The 14,880-nt window shown below is 70.1% G+C and carries 9 protein-coding genes; 6 read left to right on the top strand and 3 right to left on the bottom strand.

Translation table 11 applies throughout. The features are described from left to right. Nucleotides 1–2 precede the first annotated feature (2 nt). Genes MRB58_RS11900 through MRB58_RS11910 form a run of 3 tightly spaced genes read right to left on the bottom strand, consistent with a single transcriptional unit; the run spans nt 3 to nt 2,315 of the window. Entirely contained in the window at nt 3–878 is an 876-nt protein-coding gene (locus MRB58_RS11900; protein ID WP_244777191.1) for a branched-chain amino acid ABC transporter permease, read from the bottom strand. Continuing rightward, the gene (locus tag MRB58_RS11905; protein ID WP_244777193.1) at nt 875–1,591 is read right to left on the bottom strand and encodes an ABC transporter ATP-binding protein; all 717 of its coding nucleotides are present in this window, start codon (nt 1,589–1,591) and stop codon (nt 875–877) included. Before MRB58_RS11905 ends, MRB58_RS11900 begins: the two co-directional genes overlap by 4 nt. Beyond that, nucleotides 1,584–2,315: an ABC transporter ATP-binding protein gene (locus tag MRB58_RS11910; protein WP_244777195.1), complete on the bottom strand. Its 732-nt coding sequence runs from the start codon at nt 2,313–2,315 to the stop codon at nt 1,584–1,586. Before MRB58_RS11910 ends, MRB58_RS11905 begins: the two co-directional genes overlap by 8 nt. 199 nt (nt 2,316–2,514) lie before the next feature. Between MRB58_RS11910 and MRB58_RS11915 the strand changes: the two genes are divergently transcribed. The 6 genes from MRB58_RS11915 to MRB58_RS11940 all read left to right on the top strand — a co-directional run bounded on the left by MRB58_RS11915 (nt 2,515) and on the right by MRB58_RS11940 (nt 14,876). Next, entirely contained in the window at nt 2,515–3,807 is a 1,293-nt protein-coding gene (locus MRB58_RS11915; RefSeq protein ID WP_244777196.1) for an ArgE/DapE family deacylase, read from the top strand. 69 nt (nt 3,808–3,876) lie between these two features. Further along, complete coding sequence (locus MRB58_RS11920; RefSeq protein WP_244777198.1) at nt 3,877–4,497, top strand: pyridoxamine 5'-phosphate oxidase family protein; 621 nt, start codon at nt 3,877–3,879, stop codon at nt 4,495–4,497. Nucleotides 4,498–4,648: 151 nt separating this feature from the next. Continuing rightward, nucleotides 4,649–5,695, top strand: a complete 1,047-nt coding sequence (locus MRB58_RS11925; RefSeq protein WP_244777200.1) for a diaminopropionate ammonia-lyase — start codon at nt 4,649–4,651, stop codon at nt 5,693–5,695. A gap of 362 nt (nt 5,696–6,057) precedes the next feature. Then, nucleotides 6,058–7,206, top strand: a complete 1,149-nt coding sequence (locus MRB58_RS11930; protein WP_244777202.1) for an efflux RND transporter periplasmic adaptor subunit — start codon at nt 6,058–6,060, stop codon at nt 7,204–7,206. Nucleotides 7,207–7,209: 3 nt separating this feature from the next. Continuing rightward, a complete protein-coding gene (locus MRB58_RS11935) occupies nt 7,210–10,392 on the top strand; it encodes an efflux RND transporter permease subunit (protein ID WP_244777204.1) in 3,183 nt (1,060 codons plus the stop codon). A gap of 371 nt (nt 10,393–10,763) precedes the next feature. After that, on the top strand, nt 10,764–14,876 hold the full coding sequence (locus tag MRB58_RS11940; RefSeq protein ID WP_244777207.1) for a hypothetical protein: 4,113 nt from the start codon (nt 10,764–10,766) through the stop codon (nt 14,874–14,876). The last annotated feature ends 4 nt before the right edge of the window (nt 14,877–14,880 follow it).

The raw sequence follows: 14,880 nt of genomic DNA on the forward strand, positions 1-14,880 counted from the left end.
GATCAGGCCTCCCGCCCGGCAAAGAGCCCGCTGGGGCGCACACAGATGACGGCGATCAGGAAGGTGAAGGCGATGACGTCGCGCCATTCGGTCGGCGCGAAGAACACGCTGAACGACTCGATCATGCCGAGCAGGAAGCCCGCCGCCACCGCGCCGCCGAACGAGCCGAGCCCGCCGAGGATGACGACCGCGAAGCCCTTCAGCAGGTAGGACACCCCCATCCACGGATTGACCGTGACCAGCGGCGACAGAAGGATCGCCCCCGCGCCGGCGAGGGCCGCCGACATCGCGAACACCGCGGTGTGGACGAGGCCGGCGGGGATGCCGACGGCCTGTGCCGCTTCCGCGTCCTGCGCCGTCGCCCGGACGATGCGCCCGAGCTGCGTGCGGTAGAGGACGAGCGCGCACAGCCCCATGATGGCGAGCGCGATCAGCAGGATGGCGATGCGCTGCCAGGGCATGCGCAGCTCGCCGATGACGACTACCCCGTGGAAGAAGTAGGGCAGGGTGCGGAACTGCTCGCCCCAGACGAGCTGCGCGGCGCTCTGCAGGAAGATCGACAGGCCGATCGTCGCCGCGATCACGCGGAAGGCCCAGTCTCCCCGCGCCAGGAGCGGCGCGACCGTCACCCGCTGGATCAGTGCGCCGATCGCCGCGACCAGCACGAGCGTCAGCACCGAGGCGAGGAGGACGTTCCAGCCCAGCGTCACCGCGAAGAAGAGGACGAGGTAGCCGGCGATCATCAACAGCTCGCCGTGGGCGAAGTTGAGCACCCGCGTCGTGCCGTAGACGAGCGCGATACCGGAGCCCACCAGAGCGTAGATCGACCCGGTGATGAGCCCGTTGATGACGAGTTCGAGGAGATAGGAGAGCGTCACGCCGCGCTCTCCCGGACGCCGAGGTAGACGCGCCTGACCTCGGGATGCTCCAGCATCTCCTCGCCGGACCCGCTGAGGACCACGCGGCCGCTCTCCAGCAGGTAGCCGCGGTGGCTCATGGCGAAGGAGAGCTTGGCGTTTTGCTCGTTGAACAGCACCGCCACGCCTTCGGAATTGATCGTTTTCATGATGCCGTAGACATTCTTCACCATCGCCGGCGACAGGCCGAGGAAGGGCTCGTCCATGAGGAGGACACGCGGCCGCGCCATCAGCCCGCGGGCGATCGCCACCATCTGCTGCTGCCCGCCGCTGAGTTTCCCGGCCGTCGCGTCCAGATGCGGCTCGATCTCCGGGAACAGGCCGAGCACCCAGGCGAACGACCCCCGCGCCTCGCCGGCCGGCCGGGCATAGCCGCCGAGCATGATGTTCTCCCGCACGCTCATGCGCGGGAACAGGCGGCGGCGCTCCAGGACGATGCTCATGCCCCGGCGCGGGCGCACCGTCGCCGGTTTGGCCCGCAGGTCCTCGCCGTCGAACAGGACGGCGCCTGAGGAGGCCTTCTTCAACCCCATCGCCGCCTTCAGCACGGTGCTTTTGCCGGAGCCGTTCGGTCCCATCACGGCGACCATCTCGCCGGCCCCGACTTCCATCGAAACGTCCCACAGGACCTGCGTCGCGCCGTAGTGGACGTTGACGTTCTCGAGCTTAAGCATCGTCGTCGCCCCCCAGGTAGATGCGCCGCACGGCCTCGTGCTCGGCCACCTCGGCCATCGGGCCGGCGACGACGACCTCGCCGCGGTTAAGGAAGATCGCGTCGTCCGCCAGGCCGAACAGCACTTCCATGTTGTGCTCGACGACGAGGATGGTGATGCCGCGCTCCTCGCGCAGGCGCCGGATCACGTCGAGGATGTCGGGGATGCTCGGCCGGTCGACGCCGCCGGTCACCTCGTCCAGCAGCAGGAGGCGCGGCTTCGTGGCGAGGGCGCGGGCCAGCTCCAGCCGTTTGCGCTGACCGGTGGAGAGAGTGCGGGACGGTTCGTCGATCTTCCCGCCGAGGCCCACGAAGTCGACGTATTCCTCGGCCTCCGCGCGGGCTGCGCGCATCGACACGCCGCGCGACGTGACGGCGACCATCACGTTCTCGCGCACCGTCAGGTCGGCGAAGGGCTGCGTGATCTGGAAGGTGCGGGCGATGCCTTGGCGGCAACGCCAGCTCGGCAGCGCCGCGGTGATGTCCCGCGCATCGAACGAGATGCTTCCGGCGCTGGGCCGCACGACGCCGGCCACGGCATTGAACAAGGTCGTCTTGCCCGCCCCGTTGGGGCCGAGGATCGCCGTGGTGCGACCGGTCTCGACGACGAGATCGACCTTCTGCAGGGCGACGAGTCCGCCGAAGCGGACGCTCACCTGGTCGATGCTGAGGAGAGGATGGGCCATCACGCCTTCCCAGATTGCGGTGGACGGAGGCTATGTGGCCTATTTATGATAATCAACCGACTGAACCGCTCGAATTGACGTCACCGGCCGCGTGACATTTGTGCATGAGCCTTGCGCGCATCGGTGGCATGCTCGGTCCACCCGCGAGGCTCCCCGCGGATCCCCGGCCGAGCCGCCCGAAAACGAGAGAGATCGAACCATGACCCTGACTGCCCAGATGCGCGATGACATCGTCCGCTCGGTCGAGGACGGGTTCGCCGCGCAGGTGGAGTTCACCGGGGCACTGGTCGGATTCCGGAGCAATCGCGGCGAAGAGCACACCATCCAGGACTTCATCTATCGCGCCCTCGGCGACCGCGGGTATGCGCGCGACCGCTTCGCGATGGATCCCGAGGCGATCGCGCGGCATCCGGGCGGCGCGCCCTGGTCCGATACCCACTCGGAGGCGCCGATCGTCGTCGGCATCCACCGCCCGCGCGCGGAGGCCGGCCGCTCGCTGATCCTGCAATCGCACCTCGACGTGGTGCCCGCCGGGCCCCGCGCGATGTGGGCCAGCGACCCCTACGTGGCGCGGATCGAGGGAGACTGGATGTTCGGCCGCGGCGCGGCGGACATGAAGGCCGGCGCGGCGGCCAACATCTTCGCCCTCGACGCGCTGCGGCGGATCGGCCTGGAGCCGGCGTCCACCGTCTACATCCAGTCGGTGGTCGAGGAAGAGTCGACCGGCAACGGCGCGCTGATGACGCACCTGCGCGGCTATCAGGCCGACGCGGTGCTGATTCCGGAACCGGAGGACGAGATGCTGGTGCGGGCCAACACCGGCGTCCTGTGGTTCCGGGTCGAGGTCTCGGGCCTGCCGGTCCATGTGCGCGAAATGGGCAGCGGGACCAATGCGATCGACGCCGCCTATCGCCTCGTCGGCGCGCTGCGTGAGCTGGAGGCGCGCTGGAACGCGAAGAAGGCGGACCATCCGCACTTCGCCGACCTCGATCACCCGATCAACCTCAATGTCGGCCGGATCGAGGGGGGCGACTGGGCCTCGTCGGTTCCGTGCTGGTGCGCGATCGACTGCCGCATCGCCATCTATCCGGGGACCGACGCCGGCGCCGCGGCGTCCGAGATCCGGGACTGCCTCGCCCAGTTCTCGCGCGCCGACCCCTACCTCTCCAACAACCCCCCCGTCGTCACCTTCGACGGCTTCCATGCCGAGGGTTACGTGCTGGAGGCGGGATCGGAGGCCGAGGCGGTGCTCGGCCGGGCCCACGAGGAGGCGATCGGCACGCCGCTGCAAAGCTTCACCACGCCCGGCTATCTCGATACCCGGGTCTACGCGCTCTACGACCGGATCCCGGCGCTGTGCTACGGGCCGATCTCGCGCAACATCCACGGCTTCGACGAGTGCGTCAGCCTCTCCTCGGTCCAACGGATCACCACCGCCATGGCGCTGTTCATCGCCCATTGGTGCGGGGTGAAACCCATCGACAAGGCTTGAGCCGCGATCCGGCGCGCGCCGGGTTCCTCTCGCTAAGACAACAACTTGCGTCCGGAAGGAAACGTGACGATGACGACCCATCGCATTACGACGCTCGACGAGCTGGACGAGCGCTACGGCCCGCCGGCCACGGCGGCGATCCAGAAGGAATTGCCCGCTCTGATGCCGGGCTACCGCGCGATGATCGAGGCGTCGCCGTTCGTCGCGATCGCCAGCTCCGCCCCGGACGGCGGGCTCGACTGTTCGCCGCGCGGCGACCCGGCGGGGTTCGTCCACGTCGCCGACGAGCGGACGATCATGCTGCCAGACCGGCCGGGCAACCGCCGCGTCGACACGATGCGCAACATCCTCGTCGACCCGCGAGTGGCGCTGCTCTTCCTCATCCCCGGCCTCGGCGAGACGCTGCGCATCAACGGCCGTGCCGAGATCTCGACCGACCCGGAGCACCTCGCCCTGTTCGAGATCAAGGGCAAGCAGCCGATCACGGTGCTGATCGTCCATATCGACACGGTCTACTTCCAGTGCTCGAAGGCGATCATCCGCTCCAAGATCTGGGACCCGGCGACGCAAGTCCCGCGGGACAGCCTGCCCACCGCCGGCCAACTCCTCGAAGAGGCGACGAACGCGGAGATGCTGGCCTCCGAGTACGATCCGTGGCTGCAGGAGCGCATCAAGCAGACCCTCTATTGACGCCCCGTCCGGAGGCCGGGCCCGCGCAAGTCGGCGCACGGCGTGAAGCCGCGGCGAAGGGGCGACGCGGTGGGGCGGGACGACAACGGCAGTCGCCGGTGCCGGACACGGTGCCGTGTGCATGTCGCGCGATCTCGCGATATTGAGGGACATGCCGACCGATGATCCCACGCGGCCCACCGGCCGCACGCTGTTCGTTCCGTCCGCGGACCGGCCGCTCGCGCTGCTCGGCCAATGTCCGGCCTATGCGCCGACGCCGCTGCGGCGCATGGATGGGCTGGGCGCGGAGGCCGGCGCCGGCGTGCTCTTCGTCAAGGACGAGAGCACGCGGATGGGGCTCGGCAGCTTCAAGGCGCTGGGCGGTGCGTTCGCCGTGGCGCGGATGATCTGCGACGCGGCCGGCACCGAGGATCTCGCCGGCCCGCGCGCGCGCGCCGTGGCATCCGGGATGACCTTCATCACCGCGAGCGCCGGCAATCACGGCCTCTCTGTGGCGGCAGGGGCGGGACGCTTCGGGGCGCGGTCGGTGATCGTCCTGGCGGCGACGGTGCCGGAGAGCTTCGCCGCCCGCATCCGCGCCAAGGGTGCCGGGATCCTGCGCGTCGACGGGGACTATGAGGCGAGCGTCGCGGTGGCGCGGCGAGAGGCCGAACGGCGCGGCTGGCTCCTCCTCGCCGACGGGTCGTGGCAGGGATATGTCGATCGCCCGGCGCTGGTGATGGAGGGCTATACCGTGCTGGCCGAAGAGTGCCGCGCCGCCTTCGCCGCGATTGAAGTGTGGCCGAGTCACATCGTCCTGCAGGCCGGCGTCGGCGGGCTCGCGGCCGCGGTCGCGACGCATGCGCGGCTGAATTGGCAGGGGGCGCCCGCGATCACCGTCGTCGAACCGGAGGCCGCGCCGTGCTTGCGGGCGAGCGTCGCGGCCGGTCGCCTGACGCCGGTGAGCGGCCCGCACTCCGACATGGGGCGGCTCGATTGCAAGGACGCCTCGCTGATCGCCTTCGAGGCGTTGCGGCGGGACGCCGACGCGTTCGTGACCGTCGGCGACGCGGCCGCCGCCGAGGCTGCCGCGGATTTCGCCCGCCACGGCATCCGCACGACGCCGAGCGGTGCGGCGGGGCTCGCGGCACTGAAGGCGCTGGACCTCCCGGCGGACGCGCGCGTCCTGCTGATCGCATCCGAAGGGCCGGAGGACTGAAGCGAGACGCCGGTCTCGAAGGCGACCGCCGGCAACCGCGCGCGGGGACGGGGAGCCGGGGAGCGGCGAGCGGGGAGCCCGCGGGATACGAGACGAGGGTCCTCACGAGCCCCGCGTCCGACGCATGGCGCTATGCACGACCGCAGGACCCCGGCCGACGCCTCCTGACCTCGCCGGCGTTTGTCCCAGTGTGATCAACGCACTGTCCGGTTCGCGGCTCGCCGGGCGGAACGTCGGCGGCCGAGGGTATTGGCTCCAGGCATAGGTCGATCATACAAAGATATGTGCATTGCCACCCATTGTGCGAGATTACACGGTGTCCATATTCGGCGTCGCCTTGGCTTGCCCAACAGGAGGCGCCCTTGTCCCGCATCGCCATCGTCATCCTCGGCGTCGCCGCCCTCGGCCTCGCGGCCTGCGAACCCGAGGCGCAGAGCGCCGCCGCTCCGCCCCCGCCCGAAGTCACCGTCGCCAAGCCCGTCACCCGCCAGATCGTCGAGGACGACGAGTTCGTCGGCCGTTTCGCGGCGGTGAACGAGGTGGAGGTGCGGGCGCGCGTCGCCGGCTACCTCGCTCAGATCCACTTCACCGACGGTCAGATGGTTAGGGAGGGCGACCTGCTCTTCACCATCGACCAACGTCCCTACGCCGCCGAGAAGGAGCGGGCCGAAGCGCAGGAGCGCGTCACCGCCGCCCAGCTCGACTACGCCAAGCAGCAGTTCGACCGTGGCGCCGACCTCGTCAAACGCGGCACCATCCCACAGTCGCAGTACGACGAGCGGATGCAGGCCCACCTCGCCGCGCAGGCGAACGCCGAGGCCGCGAAGGCCGCCACCCGCACCGCCAGCCTCAACTACGACTATACCGAGATCCACGCCCCCATCTCGGGCCGCATCGACCGGCGGTTCGTCTCCGTCGGCAACCTGGTGCAGCCGGACCAGACGCTGCTGACCCGCATCGTCTCGCTCGACCCGATCGACATCTACTTCGACATCGACGAGCGCTCGCTGCTCGGCTACGCGCGCGATGCGCGGGCCCGCGGCGCCGACCTGCAACAGGGCGGCGGCCTCGAGGTGAAGGTGCGCCTCGCCGACGAGACCGATGGTCCCTTCACCGGCAATCTCGACTTCGCCGAGAACAGGATCGACGACGCTTCCGGCACGATCCGCCTGCGCGCGCGGCTGACCAATCCGGACTTCATCATGCAGCCGGGCATGTTCGGGCGCGTCAACGTCCCGGCGTCGCTGCCGCACGACGGCGTGCTGCTGCCCGACGTCGCCGTTTCCTCCAACCAGAACCAACGCATCGTCTACGTCGTCGACGGCGACAACACCGTGTCCGCCAAGCCCGTGCGGCCCGGCCCGCGGATCGACGGTTACCGTGTCATCCGCTCCGGCCTCGACGGCAGCGAGACGGTGGTCATCGACGGGCTGATGCGCGTGCGGCCGGGCGTGACGGTGACCCCGAAGCCGACCGAGCTGCCGCCCACCAACCTTCCGACCGAGGGGTAGGCCATGTCGTTCTCGCACTTCTTCATCGACCGGCCGATCTTCGCGACGGTCGTGTCGGTGCTCATCGTCATCCTCGGCGGGCTCGCCTACACGCAGCTCCCCGTGGCGCAGTATCCCGAGATCGCGCCGCCGACCATCGTGGTGCGCGCGTCTTACCCGGGCGCCGACGCCGATACGGTCGCCCGCACCGTCGCCACCCCCATCGAGGAGGAGGTGAACGGCGTGGAGGACATGCTCTACATGTCGTCCTACTCCACGGCCGACGGGTCGATGGCGCTGACCATCACATTCCGTCTCGGCACCGACCTCGATCAGGCGCAGGTGCTGGTGCAGAACCGCGTCGCCATCGCCGAACCGCGGCTGCCGGAGGAGGTGCGCCGCCTCGGCATCACGACGCTGAAGTCCTCGCCCGACCTCATGATGGTCGTCCACATGCTCTCGCCGGACGACACCTACGACCAGCTCTACATCTCCAACTACGCCCGCAGCCGCGTGCGCGACATCCTCACCCGGCTGGACGGGGTGGGCGATCTCATCATCTTCGGCGAGCGGCGCTACGCGATGCGCATCTGGCTCAACCCGGAGCGGCTGTCGGCCTACGGGATGACGGCGTCGGACGTCGTCGAGGCGCTGCGCCAGCAGAACGTGCAGGTCTCGGGCGGCACCATCGGCGCGCCGCCGGAGCCGGACGGCAACGACTTCCAGCTCGCCGTGACCACCCAAGGCCGCTTCGACGACGCGCGCGATTTCCGCTACGTGATCGTCAAGAACACCGAGGACGGGCGGCTGATCCAGCTCCAGGACATCGCCCGGATCGAGCTCGGCGCGCAGGACTACGTCACCAACTCCTACCTCAACAATCAGCCGGCGGTGGCGCTCGCCATCTTCCAGCGGCCCGGCACCAACGCGCTCGACGCCGCCGAGGAGATCCAGGGGACGATGACCGAGCTCGCGGCCGATTTCCCGCCGGGGCTCGAGTACCGGATCGTCTACAACCCGACCGAGTACATCGCCGAGTCGGTGAACGAGGTCTACAAGACGATCATCGAGGCGATGCTGCTCGTCATCCTCGTCGTGATCGTCTTCCTCCAGTCGTGGCGCACGGCGATCATCCCGATCATCGCGATTCCGGTCTCCCTGATCGGCGCGTTCGCGATCATGCTGGCGTTCGGCTACTCGTTGAACCTCCTCACCCTGTTCGGCCTCGTCCTCGCCATCGGCATCGTCGTCGACGACGCGATCGTCGTGGTCGAGAACGTGGAGCGCAACATCGACGAGGGGCTGGGGCCCCGCGCCGCCTCGCACCGTACGATGAACGAGGTCGGCTCGGCGGTCATCGCGATCACGCTCGTCCTGATCGCGGTGTTCGTGCCGACGGCGTTCATCCCCGGCATCTCGGGGCAGTTCTACCAGCAGTTCGCGGTCACCATCGCGGCGGCGACGGCGCTGTCGGGCCTCAACTCGCTGACCCTGTCGCCCGCGCTCGCCGCGCTCTTCCTCAAGGCGCGGCACGAGCACCGCGAGCCGCGCGGGATCGGCCGCGTCGGTGCCGCGCTCGCCGGCGGCTTCAACCGCGGGTTCGACCTTCTGGCGCGCGGCTATGCGGCGGTGGTGCGCTTCCTGGTGTCCACCGCGGCGATGCTGACCGTGATGGTCGCCGCCTTCGCGGGTCTGCTGTTCGCGACGTGGTGGATGCTGTCGACCACGCCGCAGGGCTTCATCCCCAGCCAGGACCAGGGCTACGCCATCATCGTGGTGAAGCTGCCGGACGGCGCGTCGCTGTCGCGCACCGACGCGGTGACCCGCGAGGCGTCGGACATCATCCGCGAGACGCCGGGGGTCAAGGACGCGGTGGCGTTCGCCGGCTTCTCGGCGGCGACGTTCACCAACCAGTCGGACTCCGCGGCGATCTTCGCCAGCTTCAAGTCCTTCGAGGAACGATTGGAGGAGGGGCATAGCGCGGACGAGATCATCGGCGCGCTCTACGGGCGGCTACAGTCGATCGAGGAGGCGTTCATCATCGCCGTGCCGCCGCCCTCGGTGCGCGGTATCGGCCAGCAGGGCGGCTTCAAGATCCAGCTGCAGGACCGGGACGGCGCCGACGTCGACCGCGTGCTGGCGGCCGCTTACGAGGCGATGGGCATCGCGGCTGAGACGCCGGGGCTCGCCGGCGTGTTCACCACCTTCTCCGCCTCCAGCCCGCAGGTCTACCTCGACATCGAGCGCGACAAGGCGCGCATGCTCAACGTGCCGATCCCCAACATCTTCGACGCGCTGAGCAACAACTTCGGCACGGCCTACGTGAACGACTTCAACGCCTTCGGCCGCGTCTTCCAGGTGCGCGCCCAGGCCGACGCACCCTTCCGGGCCACCGTGAAGGACCTGCTACGCCTGAAGGTCCGCTCGGCGACGGGCGCGCTGGTGCCGCTCGGCACGGTGATGTCGGTGCAGGACGCGGCGGGTCCGGCGCTGGTCCAGCGCTACAACATGTACGTCTCCGTCCCGCTGCAGGGGAACGCCGCGCCGGGCACCGCGACCGGCACCGCGCTCGAGGCCATGGAGCGGGCGGTGAGCGCGGTCGCGCCGGCCGGCGTCTCGTTTGAGTGGACCGAGCTCGCCTTCCAGGAGCGGGCGACGGGCGACTCGGCGGTCTTTATCTTCGGCCTCGCGGTGCTCTTCGCGTTCCTGGCGATGGCCGCGCTCTACGAGAGCTGGGTGCTGCCGATCGCCATCATCCTGATCGTGCCGCTGTCGATCCTGGCGGCCCTCGTCGGGGTGAACCTGCGCGGGCTCGACAACAACATCCTCACCCAGGTGGGGCTGGTGGTGCTGGTCGGCCTGGCGGCGAAGAACGCGATCCTGATCGTCGAGTTCGCGCGGCAGGGGGAGGAGGCGGGCAAGTCTCTGGTCGCGGCGACGGTCGACGCCTGCCGCCTGCGCCTGCGGCCCATCCTGATGACGGCCTTCGCCTTCATCCTCGGCGTGGTGCCGCTGGTGCTGGCGGAGGGGCCGGGGGCGGAGATGCGCATCTCGCTCGGCACCGCGGTGTTTTCCGGCATGCTGGGGGTGACGGTCTTCGGCCTCTTCTTCACCCCGGTCTTCTACGTCGCCTTGCGCCGCCTGACCGGCGCCCGGCGGCACGAGGCCCCGGCCGAGCCGACCCCGGAGCCGAACCCGGCCGCCTGACGGCCCACTCCTCCGCCGCGGAGGTCCACCAAATGAGAGGCGCCCGGCCGTCCGGGCGCCTCTTTTGTTTTCCGGCCCCCGCGCGCGGCGGCACGATCCCGACGGATCGCGTTCCTCCTGCGGCAGGACAGGTCGCATCCGTTGGAAGGGGACACCGGTGCCGGATCGAGTGGCAAGCCCGGCGAAAGTATAGAATCTGCGACGTCCGTCGGATGTTGCAGATAATCTCGGCCGATTCCGCCGATTGTTGTTGGCCAGCGATGTCCTGGGCGCTCAAGCGTACCAGTTATTGAGCGCGAGCCGCTACAGACTGTCCGCGGTCTTCGTAATTCTTCACGCTCGTATCCGTGGGCTTGTGTGAGGGATGGGACATGGCGCAGTCGAACGATCAATCGGGGTCACCGCTGGAGTCGAAGCTCTATGAGACGATCGACGCGTTCGATCCCGCAAACGCCGTCGCCGGCGAGACCAACAACGTCTTCGCCGACCCCGACCTGACCGAGACCGCGAACCCCGCCGAAGCCGGCCAGGCGATCCGACAGGAGTTTTCGTCGACAACGGTCACCGGCGTCGCCTCGGACGCGGCCGAGACGGTGGCCGATCCGTCCGTCGATCTGGAGCGGACCCGGACCGGCGAGCAACGCCCGGCGGCCGCCGCCGGGTCCGAGCGCATCGCCGACCTCGACACCGTATCCGTCGACCCTGCCGACTTCGCCGCGATCGACAGCCCGGCCGTTGCCGCCGGCGCGGGGGCGGTCGCCGGGCGGGCCGGTGGTGCCGCCGGTGCGGCAGCGGCGCCGCAGACCGTGGTGGTGGACGTCGCCGCCGATCCCGACGCGCCCGACGCCACCTCGTCCACCCCGCTCGACGCGTCCGACGTCGGAGCTCCCGGCGATCCGCTCGCCGAACCGGACGGCACCGAGCCGGCCGGCGAGTCGGTCCGCACCGACGAGCCCGGCGCGCTCGAGACACCCGAGATCGCCCCGCTCGGCGTCCCTGCCGACACGCTCGCCACAGTCACGCCGACGCCCGGCGCCGCGTTCCCCGGTGCCGCCACGCCGCAGGGAACGCCCGGCGCGCCTTCGGTCACCGGCGCATCCGACCCCGCCGCCGAGCCTGCCGACACCCCGTCCGCCGACATGACGCCCGTCGACACGACGCCCGCCGATGTGACGGCTGTCGACGTGACGCCCGGCGACGTCCCCGGCAGCACGGACACCGACCCCACCCCCGAGGAGCCCGCCGACGATCTCGCCGACGAGCCCGACACCCCCACGCCCGACACCACCGACGTCGGGCTCCCGACGCTCGATGACCTGCTCACCCCCCAAGACCCGCTCACCCCCCAAGACCCGCTCACCGAGGTCGACATCCCGACCGACACCCTCACCACGCCGGAAATCGCCCTCCCCTCGATCGACACCCCTTCCGTCGACGTCTCCGTCAACGGCACCCCGACCATCGACGTCCCCATTCTCGAGGTCCCCAATCTCGACACCCTGGACGTCGATGTTCCGGCGGCCGAAGTCCCGACGCTCGAAGTCCCGACGCTCGACGTCCCGGCAGGCGACGTCCCGGCAGTCGACGTCCCGATCGTTGATGTGCCCACCATAGAGCTCGAGGTCGAACTCGATGCCGGTATCCCGGACATCGAGCTCCCCACCGTCGACCCGGTCACCGAGGTCCAGACGCCGACCCCCGACCCGATCAAGCCCCAGGAGGTCCCGCTCGAAGCCGGCGCGTCCCTCGATGCCGCCGAAATCCTCCTCGGCCTGGTCACCGAAACCCTCGACGACCCAGCCCCCTCCTTAGCCGCCCTCCCGCCACTCGGCACAGAAGACCCGGAGGAAGGCGACACCGACATGACGCTCGACGTCGACGCCGACCTGCCGTTGGTCGATGCGGTCGCGGTGGATGCCGAGGTCCCGCTGGACCCGGTCGAGGCGCTGGTAGGCGACATCGACGTGGATATCGGCGCTGACCTCGGGGGCGATCCGACGGAAGCCGCGAGCGCGATCGATCCCGAGGTGCCGGGCGATCCGGTTGCTGCTCCTTTGCCACTCGGCGGTGAGAGTTCGGCGGAAGGCGACACAGACGTCGCACTCGACGTCGACGCCGACCTGCCGTTGGTCGATGCGATTGCGGTGGATGCGGAAATGCCGCTGGACCCGGTCGAGGCGCTGGTGGGCGACATCGACGTGGAGATCGGCGCCGACCTCTCGGTCGACCCGGCGGAAGCCGTGGGCGTGATCGATCCCGAGGCGCCTGGCGATCCGGCGATCGCGCTCCCGCCGCTCGGCGCGGAGGACTCGTCGGAAGGCGACACCGACGTGGTGCTGGACGTCGACGCCGACCTGCCGTTGGTCGAGGCGGCGACGGTGGATGCCGAGGTGCCGCTGGACCCGGTCGAGGCGCTGGTAGGGGACATCGACGTGGAGATCGGCGCCGACCTCTCGGTCGACCCGGCGGAAGCCGTGGGCGCGCTCGGTCCCGAGGTGCCGGGTGACCCGGCGATCGCCCCCCCGCCGCTCGGCGCGGAGGACGCGTCGGAAGGCGACACAGACGTGGTGCTGGACGTCGACGCCGACCTGCCGTTGGTCGATGCGGCGACGGTGGATGCCGAGGTGCCGCTGGACCCGGTCGAGGCGCTGGTAGGCGACATCGACGTGGAGATCGGCGCCGACCTCTCGGTCGACCCGACGGACGCCGTGGGCGCGATCGATCCCGAGGTGCCGGTCGACCCGGCGATCGCCCTCCCGCCGCTCGGCGCGGAGGACACGTCGGAAGGCGACACAGACGTCGCACTCGACGTCGACGCCGACCTGCCGTTGGTCGAGGCGGTTGCAGTGGATGCCGAAGTGCCGCTGGACCCGGTCGAGGCGCTGGTAGGCGACATCGACGTGGAGATCGGCGCCGACCTCGGGGTCGACCCGGCGGAAGCCGTGGGCGCGATCGATCCCGAGGCGCCTGGCGAACCGGCGATCGCCCTCCCGCCGCTCGGCGCGGAGGACTCGTCGGAAGGCGACATCGACGTGGTGCTGGACGTCGACGCCGACCTCCCGTTGGTCGATGCGGTTGCAGTGGATGCCGAAGTGCCGCTGGACCCGGTCGAGGCGCTGGTAGGCGGCATCGACGTGGAAATCGGCGCCGGCCTCGCGGTCGAGCCGACGGAAGCCGTGAGCGCACTCGATCCCGAGGTGCCGGGCAATCCGGCAATGGCCCTCCCGCAACTCGGCGCGGAGGACCCGTCGGAAGGCGACACCGACGTGGTGCTGGACGTCGACGCCGACCTCCCGTTGGTCGAGGCGGTTGCGGTGGATGCCGAGGTGCCGCTGGACCCGGTCGAGGCGCTTGTGGGCGACATCGACGTGGAGATCGGCGCCGACCTCTCGGTCGACCCGACGGACGCCGTGGGCGCGCTCGATCCCGAGGTGGGCGATCCGGCGATCGCCCTTCCGCAACTCGGCGCGGAGGACGCGTCGGAAGGTGACACCGACGTGGTGCTGGACGTCGACGCCGACCTGCCGTTGGACGATGCGGCGACGGTCGATGCCGAAGTGCCGCTGGACCCGGTCGAGGCGCTGGTGGGCGACATCGACGTTGAGATCGGCGCTGACCTCGCGGTCGACCCTGTGGAAGCCGTGAGCGCGCTCGATCCCGAGGTGCCGGTCGACCCGGCGATTGCCTCCCCGCCGCTCGGCGCGGAGGACTCGCCGGAAGGCGACACAGACGTGGTGCTGGACGTCGACGCCGACCTGCCGTTGGTCGAGGCGGTGACGGTGGATGCCGAGGTGCCGCTGGACCCGGTCGAGGCGCTGGTGGGGGACATCGATCTGGACGTCGATGCGGATCTCGGCCTTCAGTTCGATGAGGGCGTCGCCGAGGTGGATGCAGCGGCCGATGAGGATCCGGCCATCGCGCTGCCGGAGGGTGACCCGGCTCACGCGCTCCCGGACGGCGATCCGGCTGACGTGCTCCCGGCGGGCGATGGATCCGACGGGGCGGCGGCCGACGAGGCGGCGGAGGACCATGACCTCGTGATCGATCTCGGGGTGGAGGTGCCTGTGGTCGACGAGGTCCAGGCCGGGGTGGACGTGACGCTCGACCCGGTCGAGGCCGTCGTCGGGGACGTCGACGTCGCGGTCGAGCTGGACCTCTCGGAAGCGGGCGCCGCCGTCGAGGGGGACGCCGCGCTGGCCCTGCTCGACGGTCTCGACGCCGAGCTCGTCGCCGCGATCTTCCCGGATGGGCCGGTCGACGACCCCCTCGATCCCCTGGGCGCCGGTGACCATGCCGACCCCGGTAGCGCCGAGACCTCGCTCAACGACCTGCTCTCCGACCCGCTCGGCGCCGGCGACGTCGACGGTACGCCGCTCGATGGCGGTGCCTTGCTCGAGGCCAGCCTCGATCTGGACACGGCGGTGAGCGAGGACGCTGGCCTGGACCTGCTGGGTGACAAGCCTTGGGGGGGGCTCGGGTTCTAAAAGG

It is taken from the genome of Acuticoccus sp. I52.16.1 (assembly GCF_022865125.1).
Classification (GTDB): Bacteria; Pseudomonadota; Alphaproteobacteria; order Rhizobiales; family Amorphaceae; genus Acuticoccus.